This is a genomic window from Amycolatopsis lexingtonensis (assembly GCF_014873755.1).
GTDB classification, from domain to species: Bacteria; Actinomycetota; Actinomycetes; order Mycobacteriales; family Pseudonocardiaceae; genus Amycolatopsis; species Amycolatopsis lexingtonensis.
Genome location: NZ_JADBEG010000001.1, coordinates 1,851,720 through 1,874,685 on the forward strand (window position 1 = coordinate 1,851,720; position 22,966 = coordinate 1,874,685).

The 22,966-nt window shown below is 72.0% G+C and carries 21 protein-coding genes; 14 read left to right on the plus strand and 7 right to left on the minus strand.

What is annotated here, in order from left to right:
* Positions 1-5: 5 nt before the first annotated feature.
* Genes rhaS through H4696_RS08740 form a run of 6 tightly spaced genes read left to right on the plus strand, consistent with a single transcriptional unit; the run spans position 6 to position 7,416 of the window.
* The gene (gene rhaS / locus H4696_RS08715; protein WP_086862872.1) at positions 6-1,067 is read left to right on the plus strand and encodes a rhamnose ABC transporter substrate-binding protein; all 1,062 of its coding nucleotides are present in this window, start codon (positions 6-8) and stop codon (positions 1,065-1,067) included.
* Positions 1,067-1,402, plus strand: a complete 336-nt coding sequence (locus H4696_RS08720; RefSeq protein ID WP_086862862.1) for an L-rhamnose mutarotase — start codon at positions 1,067-1,069, stop codon at positions 1,400-1,402. Before rhaS ends, H4696_RS08720 begins: the two co-directional genes overlap by 1 nt.
* Positions 1,399-2,562 (plus strand): L-rhamnose isomerase, encoded by a 1,164-nt coding sequence (gene rhaI, locus H4696_RS08725; RefSeq protein WP_086862863.1) that lies wholly within the window; start codon positions 1,399-1,401, stop codon positions 2,560-2,562. The genes H4696_RS08720 and rhaI overlap by 4 nt, the downstream gene beginning before the upstream one ends.
* 2 nt (positions 2,563-2,564) lie before the next feature.
* Positions 2,565-4,583 carry a bifunctional aldolase/short-chain dehydrogenase gene (locus tag H4696_RS08730; RefSeq protein WP_169735085.1) on the plus strand — a complete coding sequence of 673 codons (2,019 nt, stop codon included), beginning with the start codon at positions 2,565-2,567 and terminating at the stop codon, positions 4,581-4,583.
* A gap of 8 nt (positions 4,584-4,591) precedes the next feature.
* Positions 4,592-6,013, plus strand: coding sequence for an L-fucose/L-arabinose isomerase family protein (locus H4696_RS08735; RefSeq protein WP_086862865.1), 1,422 nt, complete (start codon positions 4,592-4,594; stop codon positions 6,011-6,013).
* A 44-nt stretch (positions 6,014-6,057) separates the two neighbouring features.
* The gene (locus H4696_RS08740; protein ID WP_086862873.1) at positions 6,058-7,416 is read left to right on the plus strand and encodes a rhamnulokinase; all 1,359 of its coding nucleotides are present in this window, start codon (positions 6,058-6,060) and stop codon (positions 7,414-7,416) included.
* Here H4696_RS08740 and H4696_RS08745 read toward each other — a convergent pair.
* The gene (locus H4696_RS08745) at positions 7,406-7,750 is read right to left on the minus strand and encodes a hypothetical protein (protein ID WP_086862866.1); all 345 of its coding nucleotides are present in this window, start codon (positions 7,748-7,750) and stop codon (positions 7,406-7,408) included. The genes H4696_RS08740 and H4696_RS08745 overlap by 11 nt on opposite strands.
* 153 nt (positions 7,751-7,903) lie before the next feature.
* Between H4696_RS08745 and H4696_RS08750 the strand changes: the two genes are divergently transcribed.
* On the plus strand, positions 7,904-8,665 hold the full coding sequence (locus tag H4696_RS08750; RefSeq protein ID WP_086862867.1) for an NPP1 family protein: 762 nt from the start codon (positions 7,904-7,906) through the stop codon (positions 8,663-8,665).
* On the opposite strand, the gene H4696_RS08755 is transcribed toward H4696_RS08750, so the two are convergent.
* The 3 genes from H4696_RS08755 to H4696_RS08765 are packed head-to-tail and all read right to left on the minus strand — an operon-like array spanning position 8,662 to position 10,722.
* Positions 8,662-9,267, minus strand: coding sequence for a response regulator transcription factor (locus H4696_RS08755; protein ID WP_086862868.1), 606 nt, complete (start codon positions 9,265-9,267; stop codon positions 8,662-8,664). The two genes, H4696_RS08750 and H4696_RS08755, sit on opposite strands and share 4 nt — an antisense overlap.
* Entirely contained in the window at positions 9,264-10,331 is a 1,068-nt protein-coding gene (locus H4696_RS08760; RefSeq protein WP_249027114.1) for a sensor histidine kinase, read from the minus strand. The genes H4696_RS08755 and H4696_RS08760 overlap by 4 nt, the downstream gene beginning before the upstream one ends.
* Positions 10,332-10,341: 10 nt before the next feature.
* The gene (locus H4696_RS08765) at positions 10,342-10,722 is read right to left on the minus strand and encodes a hypothetical protein (RefSeq protein WP_086862870.1); all 381 of its coding nucleotides are present in this window, start codon (positions 10,720-10,722) and stop codon (positions 10,342-10,344) included.
* Between the two features lie 120 nt (positions 10,723-10,842).
* On the opposite strand from H4696_RS08765, the gene H4696_RS08770 reads away from it, so the two are divergent.
* A complete protein-coding gene (locus tag H4696_RS08770) occupies positions 10,843-11,874 on the plus strand; it encodes a substrate-binding domain-containing protein (protein ID WP_192782175.1) in 1,032 nt (343 codons plus the stop codon).
* A 213-nt stretch (positions 11,875-12,087) separates the two neighbouring features.
* A complete protein-coding gene (locus H4696_RS08775) occupies positions 12,088-15,303 on the plus strand; it encodes a TIM-barrel domain-containing protein (RefSeq protein ID WP_086862592.1) in 3,216 nt (1,071 codons plus the stop codon).
* Positions 15,304-15,359: 56 nt separating this feature from the next.
* Here the strand turns inward: H4696_RS08775 and H4696_RS08780 are convergent, their stop codons facing one another.
* Positions 15,360-15,869 carry a DUF305 domain-containing protein gene (locus tag H4696_RS08780; RefSeq protein WP_338078660.1) on the minus strand — a complete coding sequence of 170 codons (510 nt, stop codon included), beginning with the start codon at positions 15,867-15,869 and terminating at the stop codon, positions 15,360-15,362.
* Between the two features lie 23 nt (positions 15,870-15,892).
* Positions 15,893-16,825, minus strand: coding sequence for a DUF1996 domain-containing protein (locus H4696_RS08785; protein WP_086862594.1), 933 nt, complete (start codon positions 16,823-16,825; stop codon positions 15,893-15,895).
* A gap of 216 nt (positions 16,826-17,041) precedes the next feature.
* On the opposite strand from H4696_RS08785, the gene H4696_RS08790 reads away from it, so the two are divergent.
* On the plus strand, positions 17,042-19,168 hold the full coding sequence (locus tag H4696_RS08790) for a discoidin domain-containing protein (protein ID WP_086862595.1): 2,127 nt from the start codon (positions 17,042-17,044) through the stop codon (positions 19,166-19,168).
* Positions 19,169-19,210: 42 nt separating this feature from the next.
* On the opposite strand, the gene H4696_RS08795 is transcribed toward H4696_RS08790, so the two are convergent.
* Positions 19,211-19,561: a VOC family protein gene (locus H4696_RS08795; RefSeq protein ID WP_086862596.1), complete on the minus strand. Its 351-nt coding sequence runs from the start codon at positions 19,559-19,561 to the stop codon at positions 19,211-19,213.
* Between the two features lie 76 nt (positions 19,562-19,637).
* Here H4696_RS08795 and H4696_RS08800 point away from each other — a divergent pair, with 76 nt between their 5' ends.
* The 4 genes from H4696_RS08800 (at position 19,638) to H4696_RS08815 (ending at position 22,897) form a co-directional block, all read left to right on the plus strand.
* Positions 19,638-20,447, plus strand: coding sequence for a helix-turn-helix domain-containing protein (locus H4696_RS08800; protein ID WP_086862597.1), 810 nt, complete (start codon positions 19,638-19,640; stop codon positions 20,445-20,447).
* Positions 20,448-20,763: 316 nt separating this feature from the next.
* Positions 20,764-21,198: a transcriptional regulator gene (locus H4696_RS08805; protein ID WP_086864213.1), complete on the plus strand. Its 435-nt coding sequence runs from the start codon at positions 20,764-20,766 to the stop codon at positions 21,196-21,198.
* Positions 21,199-21,217: 19 nt separating this feature from the next.
* The gene (locus tag H4696_RS08810) at positions 21,218-21,808 is read left to right on the plus strand and encodes a hypothetical protein (RefSeq protein ID WP_086864212.1); all 591 of its coding nucleotides are present in this window, start codon (positions 21,218-21,220) and stop codon (positions 21,806-21,808) included.
* Between the two features lie 9 nt (positions 21,809-21,817).
* Positions 21,818-22,897, plus strand: coding sequence for a hypothetical protein (locus tag H4696_RS08815; RefSeq protein ID WP_086864211.1), 1,080 nt, complete (start codon positions 21,818-21,820; stop codon positions 22,895-22,897).
* The last annotated feature ends 69 nt before the right edge of the window (positions 22,898-22,966 follow it).

The window sequence follows — 22,966 nt, forward strand, 5'->3', positions numbered from 1 at the left end:
CGAAGATGTCCCGACGGTTCCTCAGCGGCGCGGTCTCGGCCGGGCTGGTGCTGGTCCTGGCCGCCTGCGGCGGCACGACCAAGAACGACAACGCCGGTTCCGGCGCGCAGCAGTCCACCGGCGCGGCGAACCCGAACGCCGCGGCGCAGACGGGCGTCAAGATGGCGTTCCTGCCCAAGCAGCTCAACAACCCCTACAGCGACATCGAGGTCAGCGGCGGCAAGGAGGCGCTGGGCGAGCTGAAGGGCGAGTACAAGCTGGTCGGGCCGAACGACGCCAGCGCGTCGTCGCAGGTCAGCTACATCAACACGCTGATCCAGCAGCAGCAGGACGTCATCGGCATCGCCGCGAACGACCCGAACGCCGTGTGCCCGTCGCTCAACCAGGCCCGCAGCGCCGGCATCAAGGTCGTCGCCTTCGACTCCGACGCCGCCAAGGACTGCCGCGACGTCTTCATCAACCAGGCCACCACGCAGGGCATCGGCGAGGCGCTGGCCAAGCAGGCCAAGGACCTCTCCGGCGGCTCGGGCGAGATCGCGGTCCTGTCCGCGACCCCGAACGCCACGAACCAGAACGCCTGGATCGAGGTGCTGAAGAAGGAACTGGCCAAGCCGGAGTACGCGAACATCAAGCTGGACAAGGTCGCCTACGGCAACGACGACGACCAGAAGTCGTTCCAGGAGGCCCAGGGCCTGCTGCAGTCGTTCCCGAACCTCAAGGTGATCGTTTCGCCGACCACCGTGGGCATCGCGGCCGCCGCGCGCTACGTCAGCTCGTCGAGCTACAAGGGCAAGGTCGCGGTGACCGGCCTGGGTACGCCGAACCAGATGCGCGCGTTCGTCAAGGACGGCACGGTGAAGCAGTTCGCGCTCTGGAACCCGGCCGACATCGGCTACCTCGCCGCGTACGCCGGGGTCGCGCTCAAGTCGGGCCAGATCACCGGCAAGGAAGGCGAGAAGTTCAAGGCGGGCAAGCTCGGCGAGTACACGATCGGCGCGAGCGGCGAGATCGTCCTCGGCCCGCCGACGACGTTCGACGCGAACAACATCGACAAGTTCAACTTCTGATGCCACGGTACTGCTTCTGGCTCCAGGTCAAGCCCGACCGGAAAGCCGAGTACGCCGAGCGGCACCGGGCGGTGTGGCCCGAAATGCGGCAGGCCCTGCACGACGCCGGCTGGCGGAATTATTCGCTGTTCCTCCGCGACGACGGCCTGCTGATCGGGTACGTCGAGGCGGACGACCTCGAAGCCGCACAGGCCGCCGTGGCGGAGACCGACGTCAACACCCGCTGGCAGGCGGAGATGGCGGAGTTCTTCACCGGTCTCGACGGCGGCCCACCGGATGAAGGGTTCCAGCTGCTCGACGAGGTCTTCCACCTCGACGTCCGGGAAGGACAGTGATCGCCGTGGATGTCAAAGCGGCCCTGCGGGCCCAGCGCATCGAGACGCCGTCGTGGGCGTACGCCAACTCGGGCACCCGGTTCAAGGTGTTCCCGCAACCCGGCGTCCCGCGAACCGCGGAGGAGAAGATCGCCGACGCGGCGACCGTGCACCGCTTCACCGGGGTCGCGCCGAGCGTGGCGCTGCACATCCCGTGGGACAAGGTCGACGACTACGGCGCCCTGACCGCGTACGCCCGGGACCTGGGCATCGAGATCGGCGCCATCAACACCAACGTGTTCCAGGACGAGGACTACAAGCTCGGTTCGGTGACCAACCCGGACGCCGGGATCCGCCGCAAGGCGACCGACCACCTCCTGGAAGCCATCTCCATCATGGACGCGACCGGGTCGCGGGACCTGAAGCTGTGGTTCTCCGACGGCATCAACTACCCCGGCCAGGACGACATCCGCGACCGCCAGGACCGGCTCGCGGCGGCGCTTCGCGAAACGTACGAGCGGCTCGGGGAAAACCAGCGGATGCTGCTGGAGTACAAGCTCTTCGAGCCCGCGTTCTACGCCACCGACGTCCCGGACTGGGGCACGTCGTACGCGCACTGCGTCGAGCTGGGGGAGAAGGCGACGGTGTGCATCGACACCGGCCACCACGCCCCCGGCACGAACATCGAGTTCATCGTGGCGTTCCTGCTGCGCGCGGGGAAGCTGGGCGCGTTCGACTTCAACTCGCGGTTCTACGCCGACGACGACCTGATGGTCGGGGCCGCGGACCCGTTCCAGCTGTTCCGGATCATGTACGAGATCGTCCGCGGCGACGCCCTCGACCCGGCGTACGGGATCGCGTTCATGCTCGACCAGTGCCACAACATCGAGGCCAAGATCCCGGCGATCATCCGGTCGGTGATGAACGTCCAGGAGGCCACGGCCAAGGCGCTGCTGGTGGACCGGACCGCGTTGCGCGCGGCGCAGCAGGCGGGGAACGTCCTCGAGGCCAACGCGGTGCTGATGGACGCCTACAACACCGACGTCCGGCCGCTGCTGGGCGAGCTGCGCACGGACGCCGGGCTCGACCCGGACCCGGTCGCGGCGTATGCCCGCAGCGGGTACCAGGAGAAGATCGTGGCCGAGCGCGCCGGCGGCACGCAGGCCGGGTGGGGAGCATGAGCATGACCGTCCCGGAAGAACTCGTCGCGCGCAGCAACGCGCTCGGCGCCGACCCCCGGAACACCAACTACGCCGGCGGCAACACCTCCGCCAAGGGCACCGCGGTCGACCCGGTCACCGGCACGCCCACCGAACTGCTGTGGGTCAAGGGCTCCGGCGGCGACCTCGGCACGCTCAAGGAGTCCGGCCTCGCGGTGCTGCGGCTGGACCGGCTCCGGTCGCTGGTCGACGTCTACCCGGGCGTCGAACGCGAGGACGAGATGGTCGCCGCGTTCGACTACTGCCTGCACGGCCGGGGCGGCGCGGCGCCGTCGATCGACACGGCGATGCACGGTCTCGTGGAGGCCGCGCACGTCGACCACCTGCACCCGGACTCGGGCATCGCGCTGGCCACCGCGGCCGACGGCCCGGCGCTGACGAAGGAGTGCTTCGGCGACCGGGTCGCGTGGGTCGACTGGCGCCGGCCGGGCTTCCAGCTGGGCCTGGACATCGCCGCGGTCAAGGCGGCGAACCCGCAGGCCATCGGCGTGATCCTGGGAGGGCACGGCATCACCGCGTGGGGCGCGACCTCCGAAGAGTGCCAGCGCAACTCGCTGGAGATCATCCGGACGGCCGAGGAGTTCCTCGCCTCGCGGGGCGCGCCCGAGCCGTTCGGGCCGGTCGTGCCCGGGTTCGAGGCGCTGCCGTCGGGTGAGCGGCACGCGCGTGCGGCGGCGCTGGCCCCGGTGATCCGCGGGCTGGCCTCGACCGACCAGCGCGTGCTCGGCCACTACACCGACAGCGACGTCGTCCTGGAGTTCCTGGCCCGGGAGAAGCTCGCGGCCTTGGCGGCGCTCGGGACGTCGTGCCCGGACCACTTCCTGCGCACCAAGGTCCGGCCGCTGGTGGTGGACCTGCCCGCGACCGCGCCGCTCGAGGACGTCGTCGCGCGGCTGAAGGAACTGCACGCCGAGTACCGCGACGAGTACCGCGCCTACTACGAGCGGCACGCGGTGGCCGATTCGCCCGCGATGCGCGGAGCCGACCCGGCGATCGTGCTCGTCCCCGGCGTCGGGATGTTCTCCTTCGGCCGGGACAAGCAGACCGCGCGGGTGGCGGGGGAGTTCTACGTCAACGCGATCAACGTGATGCGCGGCGCCGAAGCGGTCTCGACGTATGCGCCGATTCCGGAGAGCGAGAAGTTCCGGATCGAGTACTGGGCGCTGGAAGAGGCGAAGCTGCAGCGGATGCCGAAGCCGAAGCCGCTGGCCGGGCGGATCGCCCTGGTCACCGGCGCCGGTTCGGGCATCGGCAAGGCCATCGCGCAGCGGCTCGCCGCTGAGGGTGCCTGCGTGGCGATTGCCGACCTCAACGGCGACGCGGCGGCGGAGGTCGCGGCGGAAATCGGCGGTACCGCCGTCACCGCCGATGTCACCGACGCCGCGGCGGTACAGGCGGCGGTGGACGCGACCGTGCTCGCCTTCGGGGGCCTCGACCTGGTGGTCAACAACGCCGGGCTGTCCATCTCCAAGCCGTTGCTGGAGACCACCGAACGCGATTGGGACCTCCAGCACGACGTGATGGCGAAGGGGTCGTTCCTGGTCGCGCGGGCCGCCGCGAAGGCGATGATCGACCAGGGCATCGGCGGCGACATCGTCTACATCTCCTCGAAGAACGCGGTGTTCGCGGGCCCGAACAACGTCGCCTACGGCGCGGCGAAGGCCGACCAGGCCCACCAGGTCCGGCTGCTGGCCGCCGAACTCGGCGGGTACGGGATCCGCGTCAACGGCGTGAACCCCGACGGCGTCGTCCAGGGTTCGGGCATCTTCGCCGGCGGCTGGGGCGCCCAGCGCGCCGCCGTCTACGGCGTCCCGGAGGAGAAGCTCGGCGAGTTCTACGCCCAGCGCACCATCCTCAAGCGCGAGGTGCTGCCCGAGCACGTCGCGGCCGCCGTGTTCGCCCTGACCGGCGGCGACCTCACCCACACCACCGGCCTGCACGTGCCGGTGGACGCCGGGGTGGCCGCCGCGTTCCTCCGCTAGGAGAGCCGATGACCCTCGATCGCATCACCCCGCGCCGCACCCGCGTCGGCCTCGTCTCCGGCGGGCTCGGGGCGTACTGGCCGCAATTCCCCGCGCTGCTGCCGCAACTGGCGGCGTCTGCCCGCCGGGTCTCTTCGCGACTGTCCGAACTGGACTGCGAAGTCGTCGACGCCGGGTTCGTTTCGGACGCCGCCGAAGGCGCGGCCGCGGCGGAGAAGCTGCGCGTCGCCGGGTGCGACCTGATCATCGGGTTCCTCACCACGTACCTGACCTCCAGCATGCTGGCCCCGGTCGCGCAGCGCTCGGGCGCGCCGGTGCTGCTGCTCAACCTGCAGCCCACCGAGTCGATGGACCACGAGTCCTTCGACACCGGCGCCTGGCTCGCCTACTGCGGCGCGTGCCCGCTGCCGGAGATGGCCAACGCGTTCCGCCGCCTGGGCGTCGAGTTCCGGTCGGTGTCCGGGTACCTGGAGGATCCCCGTGCGTGGGCCCGGATCGAACGGTGGATCAAGGCGGCCGGGGTGCGGGCGGCGCTGCGGCACGGCCGCCACGGCCTGCTCGGGCACCTCTACCCGGGCATGATGGACGTCTCGACGGACCCGACACTGGTGTCGGCCCAGCTCGGCGGGCACGTCGAGGTCCTGGAGGTCGACGACCTGCGGGTGCGGGTGGAGAAGGTGTCCGACGACGAGACGGCGGCGCGGGTCGAGCTGGCCCGCGAGGTGTTCACCGTGGACGAATCTGTCGTGGCCGAAGACTTCGCCTGGGGCGCCCGGGTTTCGGTCGCGCTGGACCGGCTGGTCGAGGACTTCTCGCTGGATTCCCTGGCCTACTACCACCGCGGCCTCGACGGCGAGACCCACGAGCGCGTCGGCGCCGGCTTCATCCTCGGCGCGTCCCTGCTCACCGCGCGCGGCATCCCCGCGGTCGGCGAGTACGAGCTGCGCACGTCACTGGCCATGCTGGTGATGGACCGGCTCGGCGCCGGCGGTTCGTTCACCGAGCTGCAGGCGCTGAACTTCCGCGACGGCGTCGTCGAGATGGGCCACGACGGCCCGGCGCACCTCGGGATCAGCGCCCGCAAGCCCCTGCTGCGCGGCCTCGGCGTCTACCACGGCAAGCGCGGCTGGGGCGTGTCGGTCGAGTTCGACGTCAAGCCCGGCCCGGTGACCCTGTGCGGGCTCGGGCAGCGGCGTGACGGGACGTTCTCGCTCATCGCGTCCGAAGGCACGGTCGTGCCGGGACCGCTGCTGCGCATCGGCAACACCACATCCCGCGTCGACTTCGGCTGCGACCCCGGCGAGTGGACCGACGCGTGGTCGGCCAGCGGCATCGCGCACCACTGGGCCCTGGGCACCGGCCACCGCGTCGCCGAGCTCACGGCCGTCGCGGACCTGCTCGGCCTGGAGCTGACCGCGGTGCGCCCGTGAAGCGGGTCGCGGCCGTCGACCTGGGCGCGTCCAGCGGGCGCGTGATGGCCGGAACGGTCGGCCCGTCGACGTTGCGGCTGGAGGAGGTGCGGCGCTTCCCGAACGGCGGCGTCCAAGCCGGGCCGTTGCTCTACTGGGACATCCTGGGGCTGTACCGCGAAACCCTCGCCGGGATCCGGGACGCCGGCGCGGTGGACGGCGTCGGCATCGACTCGTGGGCCGTCGACTACGGGCTCCTCGACGATCGCGGCGCCCTGCTCGGCAACCCCGTCTGCTACCGCGACCCGCGCACCGACGGCGTCGCGGCGAAGGTGGCGGCCACGGTGCCGGCCCGCGAGCTGTACGACGTGACGGGCTTGCAGCGGCTGCCGTTCAACACGCTGTACCAGCTGCTGTCCGAGGGCGACCGGATCGAGGCGGCGTCGGCCATGCTGCTGATCCCGGACCTGCTGAACTACTGGCTGACGGGCTCGATCGGCGCCGAGCGCACCAACGCGTCCACGACGCAGCTGTACGACGTGCGTGCCCGGACGTGGGCGCTCCCGCTCGCGTCCCGGGTCGGGATCCCGTCCCGCCTGTTGCCCCCGTTGCGCGATCCGGGCACGGTGGTGGGTACGGCCGCCGAGCTGTCCGGCCTCCCGGTGATCGCGGTGGGCTCGCACGACACGGCGTCGGCGGTGGTCGCGGTCCCGGCCGCGGCCGGCGAGAACTTCGCCTACATCTCCTCGGGCACATGGTCCCTGGCCGGCCTGGAGCTGCCGGCACCGGAGCTGAGCGACGCGGCACTGGCGGCGAACTTCACGAACGAGGGCGGCGTCGACGGCACGATCCGCTTCCTGCGCAACGTGATGGGCCTGTGGGTGCTGTCGGAAACGCTGCGCACGTGGTCCATTTCGGACTTACCGCCGCTGCTCTCCGCCGCGGCTTCGTCCCCTGCACTGGCGGCGGTGGTGGACATCGACGCCCCGGAGTTCCTGCCGCCCGGCGACATGCCCGCCCGGATCGCTCTGGCTTGCACCGCCACCGGCCAGCGCCCGCCGCCGGACCGGCCCGCGATGGTGCGCTGCATCGTGGACAGCCTGGCCCTGGCCCACCGCCGCACGATCCGCGAGGCGGCGCGCCTGACCGGCCGCCGCGTCGACGTGGTCCACCTGGTGGGCGGCGGCGCCCGCAACGAACTGCTCTGCCAGTCGACGGCGGACGCATGCGGCGTCCCGGTCCTGGCGGGCCCGGTGGAGGCGGCGGCGCTGGGGAACGTGCTGGTGCAGGCCCGGGCGCTGGGGGAGGACCTCCCGGATCTGGTTTCGATGCGGGCGCTGGTGCGGGAGACGCAGGAGATCCGGCGCTACGAACCGTCGGGCACCGGTGACTGGGACGCGGCCGAGGCGCGCCTCAGAGGTTGATGTTGCCGTGCACGTCGCGCAGCTGCACGACCTTGCCGGTCACGTTCCCGGTCACCGTGTTGTGCACCTCGCCGTAGGAGATCCGGCTCTCCGGGAGCTGCTCCCACTCCGCCCGCAGCGCCTCGGCGAACTCCGGGTCCGCCGCCTCCGCGGACTCCAGCCGCTCGGCGAGCGCCTTGACCGGCTCGGTGCCCGACGGCGCCCCCGAGGCCGCTTCCAGGGCCAGGGTGGCGGCGGGGTCCTTGGCGAACTTGCGTTTCACCAGGTCGTACAGGCCGGTCGCACCCTTCGCCGCGAGCGCCGCGGCAATGGAGATCAGGATCGGTTCGGGCATCCTCCCAACCTAGCCGCGCCCCGGCCGCGGAACCAGGTTTGCGCGTTCGTGCCCCACGGAAAGCGGCAGCCGGGCAGACTCCCGCCACCACGGTTGTGCGCCCCGGTGATCCTCGCGACGCTGGTCGGAAAATCACCGACAAAGGAGTCCGCGATGGCGCACCGCTCCCGCACCCTGGCCGCCGCTGCCGCCGGCGCGCTGGCCCTCTCCATCCTGTTCCCGGCCATCGCTCGAGCCGACCCGCCCGGCGCGCTCCCGGTGAACGCGTCCGACTTCGAAAAGACGTTCCAGCCGGCCTTCGACTACGACAAGGACGGCTGCTACCCGACGCCCGCCATCGGCCCCGACGGCACGATCGCCCCCGGCCTGTCGCTGGGCGGGGACACCAACGGCCACTGCCGCGACTCCTGGGACCTCGACAACACCAACTCCTATTCGCGCCAGAAGTGCAACAACGGCTGGTGCGCCGTGATGTTCACCCTCTACTTCGAGAAGGACCAGGCCTCCCTCGGCCCGGGCAGCGCCGGCCACCGCCACGACTGGGAGCACGTGGTCGTCTGGGTCAAGGACAACCAGGTGGAGTACGTCGCCACCTCGCAGCACGGCGGCTTCGCCGTCCACGACCGCGCGAGCATGCGGTTCGAGGGCACCCACGCGAAAGTCGTCTACCACAAGGACGGCGGCTCGACGCACTGCTTCCGCGCGGCCAACGGGAACGACGACCCGCCGGAGAACCACCGGGGCACCTGGCAGTACCCGGCGCCCGTCGGCTGGGACGGGTACCCGGCCGGCCTGCGGGACAAGCTCGTCCAGGCCGACTTCGGGAGCGCGACCTTCGGCATCAAGGACGGCCAGTTCACCGGCAACCTCGCGAAGGCCAAGCCGGCCGGGATCCCGTTCGACGAGAACGCCTAGAGCCAGCCCCGTTCGTCGGCGATCCGGACCGCTTCGACGCGGTTGCGGGCGCCGGTCTTCGTGATCGCCGCCGAGACGTAGTTGCGGACCGTCCCCTCGGACAGGTAGAGCCGGGACGCGATCTCGGCGATCGTCGCGCCGGTCCGCGCGGTGATCAGGACGTCGCGTTCGCGGGCGGTCAGCGGGGATTCGCCCGCCGCCAGCGTGGCGACCGCCAGTGCCGGGTCCACCACCCGCTCGCCGGCCCGGACGCGGCGGATCGCGTCGGCGAGCACCTCGGCGGGCGCGTCCTTCACCACGAAGCCGGCCGCGCCCGCCTCCATCGCGCGGCGCAGGTAGCCGGCGCGGCCGAACGTGGTGAGCATGACGACCCGGCAGTCCGGCACCTGCGCGGCGAGCACCGCCGCGGCGGTCAGGCCGTCGAGTCCCGGCATCTCGATGTCGAGCAGCGCGACGTCGGGCCGGTGTTCGCGCGCCGCGGCGACGACCTGGTCGCCGCGGCCGACCGACGCGACCACCTCGAAGTCAGCCTCGAGCGCGAGCAGCGCGCACAGCGCCTGGCGCACCAGTTCCTGGTCGTCGGCCAGCAGCAACCGGATCACACCGTCACCCGCAACCGCCAGCCGCGCGGGTCCGCCGGTCCCGCGTCGAGCACCCCGCCGGCCGCCGTCACGCGCTCGCGGAGCCCGGCGAGCCCGGAGCCGCCTGCGGCCGCGCCGCCCACACCGTCGTCGATGACCTCCACAGTGGACGCTGAGAGCGTCACCGTGCAGCGGGTCGCCCGCGCGTGCCGGGCCACGTTCGTGAGCCCTTCTCGCACCACCCAGCCGAAGAGTTCCTGGTGCGCGGGCGCGACGATGTCGGTGGCCGTGGGCAGGTCGGCGGTCACCCCGCAGGCGCGCAGCAGTTCGCGGCCGCGCGCGAGCTCGCCGGCGAGGGAGACCTCGCGGTAGCCCGACACCGCGGCGCGGACCTCGGTCAGCGCTTGGCGGGCCAGCGTTTCCACCGCGCCCATCTCCGCACCCGCGCGAGCGCCGTCGGTGCCGACGAGCCGTCGCGCCAGGGTGCTCTTCACGGTGATCGCGGTGAGCGAGTGGCCGAGCAGGTCGTGCAGGTCCCGAGCGATCCGCGCGCGTTCGGCTTCGGACGCCAGCCGCGCGACCTCGGCGCGGGCCGCGACCAGCGCGGTGTTCGCCCGGATCGCCTCGGCGAAGGCGCCGACCATGAGCACGGTGAACACGAGTGCGACCGCCTGCGCCCAGCCCGGCCCGTCCGGCCACGGGACGGCGACGGCCGCGACCGCGGCCCCCGCCACGAGGACGACCGCGACGCGCCGGGGGAGCCGGGGCGCGGCGAGGGAGAGGACGACCGCCGCGAGGAAGAACGCGTCGGCGTGGGCGAAGGGGAGCGCGGCGGCGAACAGCACGGCACAGGTTCCGGTGAGCAGCCAGAACGGGCGCTTCGCCCGGCGCGCCGCCGCGGCCGCGGCGAGGAGGTAGCCCACGGCGAACGCGGCCACGAGCGCGCAGCCCACGGCCGCAGCGGTGCCCGCAGAGTGCTGCAGCACGCCCGCCAGCGTCACCGCCGGGTACACGAGCATGCCCGCGTCGAGCAGCCGCAGCCGCCAGCCGCGCACCCAGCGCTGCACGTCCGATGCCCCGTCCACCACCGGAACGCTACCGCGATCGCCGGCCGTTGATCAGCACGGTGACACCGAGGAGCAGCAGTCCGCAGACGCCCTGTTCGACGCGCAGCCACAGCGGGAACAGCCCCGGCAGCGCGACGACGACGGCGATCGCCACGAGCATCACCGCCGAGACGATCCGCAGCCGCAGAAGCCCCTTCTTCGACCCGCGGGCGGCGCTGCGGGCGAAGGCGAACGTCAGCAGCGAACTCGCGACGACGAGGGTGGCGCGCACCCAGACGGCGTCGGTCACCATCGCCGGGTGGTTCCGGAACAGGACGATCACGGCGAGCGTGAGCACGGAGAGCGCGGCGTACGCGCCGGTGAGCAGCAGCAAGGGCCGGAAACCGGCCGGTCGGGTCGTGGTGGTCATGCCGGAAATGCTCGTCCGGAGCGGCGCGCGGAGGCAGTGCCGTCCCGCATCGGGCGGTCATGACATTTGTCATCGGCGCGGTAGTGGGAGAGCGCTCTCACAGCGTGCTACAAAGGACGGGTGACGACGCAGCCGCCCACCTTGGAGGACGTCGCGCGGGTCGCCGGCGTCTCGCGGGCCACGGTGTCCCGCGTGGTCAACAGCGTCCGCAACGTCGACCCGAAGCTGCGCGAGACGGTCGAGCGCGCGATCGCCGACACCGGCTACGTCCCGAACCGGGCCGCGCGCTCCCTGGTCACCCGGCGCACCGGCGGGATCGCCCTGGTGGTGTCGGAGCCGGAGCGGCACGTCGAAGCGTTCACCGGCGGCGTCTTCGGCGACCCCTTCTTCGGCCGCGTCGTCGAGGGGGTCGTCTCCCACCTGCGGCCGCACGGGCTGCACCCGCTGCTGATGCTCGTCGACAGCGACGACGAGCGCGCGAAGCTGGTCGCAAAGCTGCGCCAGGAGCAGGTCAGCGGCGTCCTGCTGATTTCCCTGCACCCCGCGGAGGACCCGCTGCCGCGCGCGCTGACCGACGCGGGCGTGCCCACGGCGCTGTTCGCGCGGCCCGCCCGCCCGGCGCCGGTGTGCTACGTCGACGTCGCCCACCAGGACGGCGCCCGGCTCGCGGCCGAGCGGCTCGTTGCGCGCGGCTGCCGGCGCGTCGCCACGATCGCGGGCCCGGCGGGCACCCCGGCCGGCCAGGACCGGCTGGCCGGGTTCCGCGACGCGATGGCCCGGCACGGCCATGCCTACGTGGCGGTCGCCGAAGGCGATTTCACCGAGCACGGCGGCGAACGGGCGATGGAACACCTGCTGGCCGAGGAACCCGCGCTGGACGGGCTCTTCGTGGCCAACGACCTGATGGCGTACGGCGCGCTGACGGTGCTCCGCGAAGCCGGCCGCCGCGTCCCGGACGACGTGGCGGTGATCGGCTTCGACGACAGCCGGGTCGCGCTGAGCTGCCGCCCCCGGCTCACGACGGTCCGCCAGCCGGTCGAGGAGATGGGCGCGGCGATGGCCCGGATGGTCCTGGACCGGATGGCCGATCCGGACCTGCGGGCCGAATCGGTGATCTTCGACCCGGAACTGGTGGTCCGCGGCTCGGCGTGAGCGCTGGGTGCTCGAGCACATGACGAGCGAGACCGCGCGGGGCACGCCGACATCCCGCGCGAGCAGCTCGACGGCGTCACCGGCCGCTGAACTGTCCGGACAAGTTCCGCTCGGTGGTCTGGACACCGGCCACCGCGCTGTGCTCAGATCGACCCGGCTTTTCCAACGTTGTAAAAAATGCCATGGTCCCCAGACCGGAACGGAGTTCCGCCCGTGCGGACGAGAACAGCGAGAGCCATCCGGCTGACGTGCGTGGTCGCCGTCGCCGCGGCTACCGTGACCGTCGCGACCCCCGCCACCGCCGCCCCCCGTGGCCAGACCGTCACCGCCGGGAACGCGCGCTTCGAGGTGCTGTCGCCGACGGTCATCCGGACCGAGTACGCCGGTGACGGCCGCTTCACCGACGCCGCCACCTTCAACGCCGTCGGGCGTGACGCGTTCACGCCGACGCCGTACACCTCCACCGTTTCCGGTGGCGTGCTCACGATCCGCACGAGCGCGACGACCCTGACCTACCGGCTCGACTCGGGCCCGTTCGACGGCGGCAACCTCGAAGTGCGCACGACCGCCGGCGCGACCCCGGTGCTCGCCGCGCCGTGGCGGCACCTGACGTGCCGGACCGGCGCGCTGTGCGAGGCCGAAGACCTGACCGCCGACGGGCTCGGCGTCGCCACCGACCACCGGGGCTACACCGGCGAAGGCTTCCTCGCCGGCTTCGAAAGCACCGGCACGTCGGCGACCGCGGACGTCGAAGCCACGACCGCCGGGACGTACTCGGTGGCTGTCCGCTACGCCAACGGCCAGGGCGGGGACGGCCAGCACGTCACGCGCACGCTGAGCGTTTCGGTCGACGGTGGCGCGCCGCAAAAGCTCACCCTGCCGGTGACGGCCGACTGGGACACCTGGGCGGTCGCGTCCGTCCCGCTGACCCTCGGCGCCGGGCACCACAGCGTCCGCCTGCAGCGGACCGCGGCCGACTCCGGCAACGTCAACGTCGACGCCCTCGCGGCGCTCCCCGCCGGCGCGGCCTTCCCGCCCGCGTCGGCCCGCGCGTTCACCGGCTGCCCGGCCGGCGTGAGCTGTGAGGCGGAAGCCGGGCTCCGGGCCGGTTCGGCCGTCGTCGCGACCGACCACCCGGGCTACGCCGGGCGCGGCTTCGTCGCCGAGCTGAACCGGGGTTCGTCGCTGACGCACCGGATCACCGACGTCGCGACCGCCGGCACGTACCTGCTGCACGTCCGGTACGCCAACGGCACCGGCGGCGACGGGCGCCACGAGACGCGTACCGCGTCGGTCGCCGCGAACGGCGTCACGCGCACGCTGAGCCTCCCGGTCACCGACAACTGGGACGCGTGGAAGAGCGCGTCGGTCCCGGTCGACCTGAAGGCCGGCGCGAACGACGTCGTCCTCGGCTGCCCCGACGACACCAGCTGCCACGTCAACATCGACACCGTCGCGGTCACCGCGTCGGGCGCGGCCGCACCGCAGCCGCACCTCGCGCTCGGCGGCTACCGGCGCGGCCTCGACGGCGTGAACGGCGACAACGGCACTCCGTCGCTCACCGAAGGGCTCCTGCACCAGGACGGCTGGTACCTGCTGGACGACAGCCCGTCGGCGCTCTACGACACCGCGACCCGCAAGGTGACCCAGCGGCCGTCGCACGGCGGGAGCCCGTACCAGGACGGCTACGTCTTCACCTTCGGGCACGACTACAAGGCCGGGCTCCGCGACCTCGCGACGCTGACCGGGCCGCCCGCGCTGCTGCCGCGCTGGGCGTACGGCGTCTGGTACTCCGAGTACATCGACCGCACTGCGGCCGACTACCGCGACACGATCCTGCCGCGCTTCCGCAGCGAGGGCGTGCCGCTCGACGTCCTGGTCACCGACACCGACTTCAAGGCGCCGGACACCTGGAACGGCTGGCAGATCGACACGAACAAGTTCCCGGACCCGGCGGGCTTCTTCGCGTGGTCGAAGGCGCAGGGCCTGCACAACACGCTCAACACCCACCCGAGCATCATGGGCTCGGACCCGCAGTTCGCCCGCGCGCAGGCGACGGCGAAGGGCAAGCTGGTGAAGTCCGGCTGCGGCACCGACTGCTACGTCTTCGACTGGGGCGACCCGGACCAGCTGAAGGCCTACCTCGACCTGCACGCCGGGATGATGCAGCAGGGCAACGACTTCTGGTGGCTCGACTGGTGCTGTGACGCGTCGAAGTCGAGCCTGCCGGGCGTCACGCCGGACGCGTGGATCAACCAGCAGTACGCCGACCTGGCCGCGCCGGCGACCGGCCGCGGCTTCGTCATCTCGCGGGCCTACGGTTCGCTGCAGGCCGGCGGTTACGGCGGCCCGATCGGGCTGTCGACGGGACCGTGGGCCGACAAGCGCAGCACGCTCCACTTCACCGGCGACACGTCGTCGACGTGGGGCACCCTGCGGATGGAGGTCGGGATCACCCCGGCCGAGTCGGCCGCGACGGGGATGTCGGCGATCAGCCACGACATCGGCGGGCACAACGACACGACCGGCCTGCGCGGCAGCGAGACGTACACCTCGGGCGGACAGCAGCGGCAGACGGCCAAGCTGCCCGACGACATGTACGCGCGCTGGGTGCAGCTCGGCACGTTCCAGCCGATCGACCGCCTGCACAGCAACCACAGCGACCGGCTGCCGTGGCAGTACGGCGACGCGGCGAAGGCGTCGGCGACGAAGTTCCTGAACCTGCGCGAGAACCTGGTGCCCTACACCTACACGCTGGCCCAGCAGGCCGCCACGACGGGCGTTCCCGTGGTGCGGCCGACCTACCTCGAGTACCCGGACGACCCGGCCGCCTACGCGGCCGCGTCGAGTGAGTACTTCTACGGGCCGGACCTGCTGGTGGCGCCGGTGACCACGCCGGGGACGTCGGCGACGACGTCGGTCTGGTTCCCGCCGGGGCAGTGGACGGACTACTTCAGCGGCAAGGTGTACACCGGCGGCACGACGCAGCAGGTCACGTCGGACCTCGGCACGATGCCGGTGTTCCTGCGCGGCGGCGGCATCACCGCGACCCGCACGGCGGACGTGCCCAACGACGCCAAGAGCCCGCTGGACCGGGTGACGGTGACGGTCGCGCCGGGCGGGTCCGGGTCCTTCTCGCTGTACGAGGACAACGGCACTTCGTCGGCGCAGAGCACGACCACGAAGATCAGCTACGCCGAGCGCGGCGGGTCGCGCACGGTGACGGTGGCGCCGCCGCAGGGCCGGTACCGGGTGGCGGATCGCGAGTGGACGGTGAAGTTCCTCGGCGTGGCCGCGGCACCGAGCCGGGTCAAGGTCGGCGCCGGGTGGGCCCCGGCGTCGGCGTGGAGCTGGGACGCGGCGACGAAGACGTTGACGGTGAAGGCCCCGGCCGGCCCGGGCCGGGCGCCGGTCACCGTGACGTACTGAGCCGCCGATAAGGGGCTTTCCCCGCAGTTGATGCGGGGAAAGCCCCTTATTTTTGCTTACTTCGCCAGCACTTCGGTTTCGCGGGCGCCTTCGGCACCCAGTTCCGCGGCCAGCGCGCGGGTTTCCGGGTCGGCGCCGGAGGTTTGTTCCCCGCGCGCGAGGACCACGACCTGCGCCGCGTGCGCCTGCAGCAGTGCGATCAGGCGCCGGTCGAATTCGTCGGCGCCGTCGGTGCGCAACGCCGCCAGGTCCGCGGGCGTGACCATCCCCGGCATCCGGTGTCCACTGTGGACGTCGCTGTCCGGCAGCCCGGCTCGGTGCTGTGCCGACTTCAACCGCGTCAGCAAGCGTTCCGAAGGCGCCACCACGGCGCTCGCCGCCGACCGCACGGCCGCGCTCCCGGCCCGCTGTGGGGCCAGCCGGGCCGCCGCGAGGGCGTTCGCCGTCATCGGCACCACGAGCTGCAGCCACGCCACGTCCGTCGGGTTGAAGGCCGCCGGCGTGGTGGCGGGTCCGGGGGCGGCGGGAGCGGTGGTGGCGCACCCGCCCAGGATCAGCGCCACCACCGCCGCCCCCAGGGCCCGCCCTCTCACGGGCGGCCGGGCAGCCGGTAGTTCGGCCCGAGCACCGTGCCGCGGTCCGGCTTGTACAGGTCGAACCCGCGCGGGTCGCACTGCAGGCCGCCGTTGATGCAGTGGCTCACCAGCGCGGCCAGGGTCGGCGGGTCCCACGCGTTGAAGAAGTCGTAGTGCCACGAATACCCGCGTCCGCTGGCCAGGTGCACCCCGGACATGTCGCCGCTGACCGGGAAGGCGATCTTGAACTCCAGCATCGGCACGGCCACCGGGTGGTCGGCGGGACACGTCAGCGTCGCCCGGTCCGGGTACGCCATGTGACTCTTGTGGTCGGCCGAATCCAGGTGGACGCCGTCCCAGCAGCTCGGGGCCTGGTAACGGATGTTGAGCTGGCTGCCGGCCACGCAGTTCACCGGGATGTCCCAGTTGTGGAAGCTGTCCCCGCACTCCCAGCCCTCGATCGCTCCGGGGGCGTGCTGGAATTCGTCCTGGGTCGCGGTGACGGTGCCGGCGACGTACCGCAGCCCGGTCGGGAACGGCACGACCTTCGTGTAGTCGAGGATGCCCGACTTGTAGTAGACGACCTGCGCGAAGTTCGGCAGCACCACGTTGCTCCCGTTGTACACGGTCGGGAACCAGTACGCCGACAGGTCGTCCGGTGCCAGGCAGGTCGTGTTGCCGACGCCCGCGGCCTGCAGTGATTGCAGTGTCGTGGCCGCGTTCGTCGTCTTGTTGCCGATGAACGTGTGGTCGTGCGAAGCGCCGGGCAGGCCCGGGAAGACGATCGGGTCGTCCGGCTGGTGGTGGCTGGGGGAGCAGTTGACCTGGAACTCGTGGTGGGTCACGAGGTCGTCGGCTCCGGCGGGCGACCAGGTGGCCGCGGTCAGGAAGGCGCCTGCCAGCACGGTGGCGGCGGTGCAGGCGAGGAGCGCGGCTTTCGTTGCCAAGGGTCCTCCACGGTGAGGGTGCCAAGGATGGGAGAGCGCTCTCCAAGAGCATGCGCACCCGGGCACCGCCGTGTCAAGGAGCACCCGGATACCGCGCTCGGAAGCCATTGTCCGGTTCGGGACGAGATTCTTGACAACGCGGGCCGCCGTGCCGAACCATCGAGCGCGCCGGAGAGCGCTCTCCAATCTCCGTCCTCTTGTCGTACGGGAGTCATCGTGGACCGACCGTCGCTCCTCCGTGCCGTCCCGGCGCTGGTGGCCCTGCTGGTGCTGGGGTTGCTCGCCGGCCCCGCCCCGGCGCACGCCGCCACCCTGCTTTCCCAAGGCAGACCGGTGACCGCGTCCAGCACCGAAGGCGCCGGCACCCCGGCGTCGGCGGCCGTCGACGGCGACCCCGGCACGCGGTGGGCGAGCGCCTGGAGCGACCCGCAGTGGCTGCAGGTCGACCTCGGCGCGTCCGCCGACATCAGCCAGGTCAGCCTGAACTGGGAGGCCGCCTACGCGACTGCATACGAAATCCAGATTTCCGACAACGCCACGAATTGGCAGACTGTATACAGTACGACCACGGCCGTCGGTGGTCTGCAAAATCTCGCCGTCACCGGGCACGGGCGTTACGTCCGCCTCTACGGCACCCACCGCGTCGGCGGCTATGGCTATTCGCTGTGGGAGTTCCAGGTCAGCGGCACCCCGGGCGCGCAGAGCGGTCCCGGCGTCACGCGGGTGACCGGCTCGCAGGGGAACTGGCAGCTGACGGTCGACGGTATCCCGTGGACCGTGAAGGGTCTGACCTGGGGCCCGCCGGTGAGCGAAGCAGCTACGCGGATGCCGGAGCTGCACGCGATCGGCGTCAACACCGTCCGCACCTGGGGCACCGACGGCACCACACAGCCGCTGCTCGACGCCGCCGCGGCCAACGGCATCAAGGTGGTCAGCGGCTTCTGGCTGCAGCCCGGCGGCGGCCCGGGCAGCGGCGGGTGCGTCGACTACACGACGGACACGAACTACAAGAACACGATGCTCGCCGAAATCCAGAAGTGGGTTACTGCATACAAAACACATCCCGGCGTGCTGCTGTGGAACGTCGGCAACGAGTCGATCCTCGGCATGCAGAACTGCTACTCCGGCACGCAGCTGGAGCAGAACCGGATCGCCTACACGCGGTTCGTCGACCAGGCGGCGCAAGCCATCCACGCGATCGACGCGAACCACCCGGTCACCTCGACCGACGCCTGGACCGGGGCCTGGCCGTACTACAAGGCGTACGCGCCGAGCCTCGACCTGTACTCCGTCAACTCCTACGCCCAGGTGTGCCAGGTCAAGCAGGACTGGCTCGCCGGCGGCTACACGAAGCCGTACATCATCACCGAGACCGGGCCGGCCGGCGAGTGGGAGGTGCCGGACGACGCCAACGGCGTCCCCGCCGAACCGACCGACCAGCAGAAGCGCGACGGTTACGTCAACGCGTGGAACTGCGTGCTCGCGCACCCGGGTGTGGCGCTCGGCGCGACGCTCTTCCACTACGGCACCGAAGGCGACTTCGGCGGCGTCTGGTTCAACATCACCACCGGCAACGAGAAGCGGCTGTCCTGGTACGCCGTCCGCAGGCTCTACAGTGGACAGACCGGGGGCAACACGCCGCCGGTGATCTCGTCGATGAACCTCAGCCGCAGCACCGACGTCCCGGCGGGCGGCACGTTCACCCTGACCGCCGCGGTGTCCGATCCGGACGGTGACCCGATCACCTACACCATGGGGTACAACAGCAAGTACATCAACGACGCGGCAGGGCTGATCCCGGCGCAGTTCACCGGGAACGGCACGTTCACCGTCACCGCGCCCCAGCAGCTCGGCGTCTGGAAGATCTACCTCTACGCCCGGGACGGCCACGGCAACGTCGGCATCGAGACGCGTTCGCTGCGCGTGGTGGCGCCGCCGGTGCCGGGCACCAACCTGGCCCGCGGCACGGCGACGACGGCGTCGACGTACCAGGCCGACGGTCCCGGCGCGCCGTACCCGCCGCAGGCCGCGACCGACGGGAACACCGCGACCCGCTGGGCGAGCGCGTGGGCGGACCCGCAGTGGCTGCAGGTCGACCTCGGCCGCGCTCAGGCGTTCGACCACGTCCAGCTGGTCTGGGAGGCGGCGTTCGGGAAGGCGTACGAAATCCAGGTCAGCGACGACGCGGCGAACTGGCGCAGCGTGTACGGGACGACGTCCGGGGACGGCGGTGCCGACGACATCGCGGTCTCGGCCACCGCGCGGTACGTCCGCGTGAACGCCACGCAGCGCGGCACCGGGTACGGCTATTCGCTGTACGAGTTCGGCGTGTACCGGACGTGACCCGGTGGGTGGCCCCTCCCTGGCGAGGGGCCACCCGTTGCGTCAGGCCGGGATCAGGCAGAAGAGGTGCCCCTCGGGATCGGCGAGCACGACCCAGTCGGTCCCGCCGGGCTGGAAGTCCGGCCGGGTGGCCCCGAGTCCTTCGAACTCGGCGACGGCGGCTTCGAGGTCGCCGACGGTGAGGTCGAGGTGCGCGTGCTTGGCCGCGTCCGGCCAGCCGGGGCCGCGGTAGCCCTCGACGCGCTGGAAGCCGAGCCCGACCGGGCCGCCGCCGAGCTGGGCGGAGTCCGCGTCCTGGTGCGCCACCTCCCGGCCGAGCGCCTTGGCGTAGAAGGCGGCGAGCGCGGCGGGGTCGGCGCAGTCGAGGACGATCGTGGTGAGTTCTGCGGGCATGGAACCGCTCCTTTCGTTGTGCGGCAGCCTGCCCGCGGTCCCGGGGTGCGGTCTTGAAGATCCTTGCGGCGCGGAATTGTCGTACCCCCGGCGTACCGTCCGGGACGTGCGTGAAGCAGTCGAAGTCGTGGCCCGCCCCGGGTACGCGGTGAGCGTGGTCGAATGCGCCGACGACCACACCGGGTGGTCGCCGCCCGAGGTGTCGCCGGCGTACCGGATGGTGCTCGTCCGCCGTGGCCGGTTCCGCCGTCGTGCCGGGGGAGTGGTGGCGGACGCCGACCGGACGGTGGCCTACCTCGCCGTGCCCGGCGACGAGGAGTGCTTCGCGCACCCGGCGGGCGGGGACACCTGCACGTCGGTGAGTTTCGGGTCCCGCTTGTGGTCCCGCCTGGCGGGCGAGCGCCCAGCGCGGCCGGTGGTGTATGTCGACGCCGAGTTGGAACTGGCCCACCGCCGAGCCGTCGCATCGGCGGCCGACCCGGATTACGCGCTGGCGGAGGAGTTACTGGTCCTGGTGGGCCGGGCGATCACCCGGGCGGTGACCGGGACGGCGCGTGCGGACGACCGCGAGCTGGTCGCGCGGGCCAGGGAAGCGATCGGCGCCGACGATCCGGCGTCGGGCGGGCTGTTCCCGCTGGCGGAGGCGCTGGGGGTGTCACCGTACCGGTTGAGCCGCGTGTTCCCGCGCGAGCTGGGTGTTTCGGTGACGCGGTACCGCAACCGGGTACGCGTCGGCCGGGCACTCGACCGGCTGGCCGCGGGGGAGCGGGAGCTGGCGGTGCTGGCGGCGGATCTGGGGTTCGCCGACCAGGCCCACTTGACGCGCACGGTCCGCGAGCACACCGGCGCGACACCGGGGGTGATGCGCCGGCTGCTGGCGAACTAGACGGAGAAGCGAACCGTCCCACGCCACCACCGGACGTGGTCCCACATGCAGCTCGGCGCGCGCGAACCACAGCACCGATGAGCCCGAACCCCGCCACCCGGCTCGCAAGGATCGCGCGGCGGGCACGGAGTTAGGCGCGTGGTCACCCCCAGCGGCCACGTGAGTCACCCCGTGGCCGCAGCGCCACCCAGGGTCCTGTGTCATGTTTCCGAAACACCGAACGGGGGTATCGTAGTCTTTCCGGGACGGCCTGTGTCAAGTTTTCGGAACAGCTACGCTGATGGTTGTCACGTTTCACGGCTGAGGGTGGTGTGTGGTGAGCGAAGAGCGCAGTTTCGCCGAACGGCTGGCGCACTTGATCGCGACCGTGCACCCGCCGGACCGCAAGCCGTACTCCTACCGGGAGATCGCGACCGGGGTCGCCGACCAGACCGGCGTCTCGATGTCGGCGACGCACGTGCAGCAGCTGGCCGTCGGCGCGCGCAAGGACCCCAAGCGCTCGCACATCCAGGCGCTCGCGCAGTTCTTCGGCGTGCCCGTCACCTACTTCTTCGACGAAGAGGTCGCCGGCCAGGTCGACCAGCAGGTCGAGGACGTCGTGGCGTGGCGTGACACCGAAGCGCGGAACCTGGCGCAGCGCGCGATGCGGCTCTCGCCGCGCGACCGCGAGACCGTGACGGCGCTGCTCGACCAGCTCAGCAGTTACGACGACAACCGCAGCCGCGAAGGCCGCCGCCGGAAGCCCGAGTGAGTCACCGCGGTCGGTTACGATGACCTCGTCCGTGATCGCGCCCCGGTGCAGCCGGCTGGCGCCCGGTGAGCGGGGAGGACCCATCGACGAGCGTGGTCTGCCGGACCTCCGCGACCGGGCGCGGGCGCGCGTCCGGACGGTGCTCGCCGCCGTCCCGCTGCCGCGGCCGTGGTCGATGAACGGCTGGGTGGACGGTCTCGAGGCGTGGCGGGGGCGCGAGATCGACCTGGTCCCGATCGCCTACCGGCCCGGGCAGCCGTCCGGGGCCTGGCAAGCGCGCCCGGGCTACGACCTGATCGCCTACACCGAGCACACGTCGGCGCTGCACCAGGACCACATCATCGCCCACGAGCTCGCCCACATGCTGTGCGCGCACACCGGCACCTGCCTGATGGCCGAGTCCGAAGCCGCCGAGCTGGCCCCGGACCTCGCGCCGGCGGCGTTGTCGCACCTGCTCACGCGCGTCACGAGCAGCACCGAGGAGTACGAAGCCGAGCTGATCGCCGTCCTGCTGATGAGCGCGGCGACCAGCGAGCCACCCGCCGTTCAGCCGGGCGCGTCCGGCCGGGCGGCCGACCAGGCTAGGCGGCTGGCGGCACTCCTGGGATAGTCGCGTCCCGTGATCGACATTCTGTTCCTCGGGGTCGGGGCGTTCGCGCTCGTCGTCGGCATCTGGCGGGCCGTCCGCGCGCGGCGCACCGGTGCGGGCGCGGGACTGGCCGTCTCGCTCATCGCGCTGGGCGCCGCGTTCTGCTTCCTCTCCAACCGCACGCAGCAGTTCGAGAGCGAGCTCTACCCCAGCCTCGGCCGCCTGCTGTCGAACCTGGCGACGATGGTCGCCGCGTACGGGATCGGGCTGACGGTCGCGGAAATCAGCGGCACCCGCGACCGCGGCCGCCGCACCCGGGCGATCGCGCTCGGCGTCGCGCTGACGCTGCTGACCGTGATGTTCTTCAGCACATCGGACCTGCCGCGCGGGGTCGGCCTGTTCGACGAGCTGTACCGCACCCACCCGACGCTGGTCGTCTACGTCTTCACCTACACCGTGTACCTGGGCCTCGCGGTCATCGACATCGGGATCGTGGCCGCGGTGACGATCCGCGCGAGCGGCGGCGCACTGCGCGCCGGGCTGGCGCTGTTGCTGCTGGCGTCGGCGTTCGCGATCGCGTACCTCACGGGGAAGGTCGTCGCGACGATCCACGCGCTGGAGGCCGACCACCCGGCGAAAGCGTTGTGCCGCGGGCCGTTCTCGACGCTGCCGTGCACCCTGGACGTCGGGTTCCCGGCCGTGTCGGTGCTGCTGATCGTGCTGGGCCTGACGATCCCGGCGGTCCCCGGCCTGGCGGCGGCCCGCCGCGACGCGCGGACGTTGCGCCTGCTGCGCCCCCTGCGCGCGCACCTGACGCGCCGCTACCCGGAGATCGTCCGCATCGACCCGGGCGGCCCGTCCCGCCGCGAGCGCCTGCTGACGGCGATGAGCGAAACCAACGACGGCCTGATCCTGGCCGGCGCCACCCCGGACCTCCCGCCCGCCGCGGCGGCGCGCCTGGTCCGCGACCTCCCGGACGAACCCGAAGAAACCCCACCCCCCACCGCGGCCGCCGAACCGTTCGCCGCGGACGTGGCCCGGCTCCGCGCGATCGCCCGCGCCTACCGGAAACTGGAGGGATCGGCCCCGCCCGAACCGACGCCACGGTGAGCGGCCGTCACGCCACGACAACCGGCACACGGACCACCCGGCGGTCAGCCTCGGTTCGCGGGGCGCCTG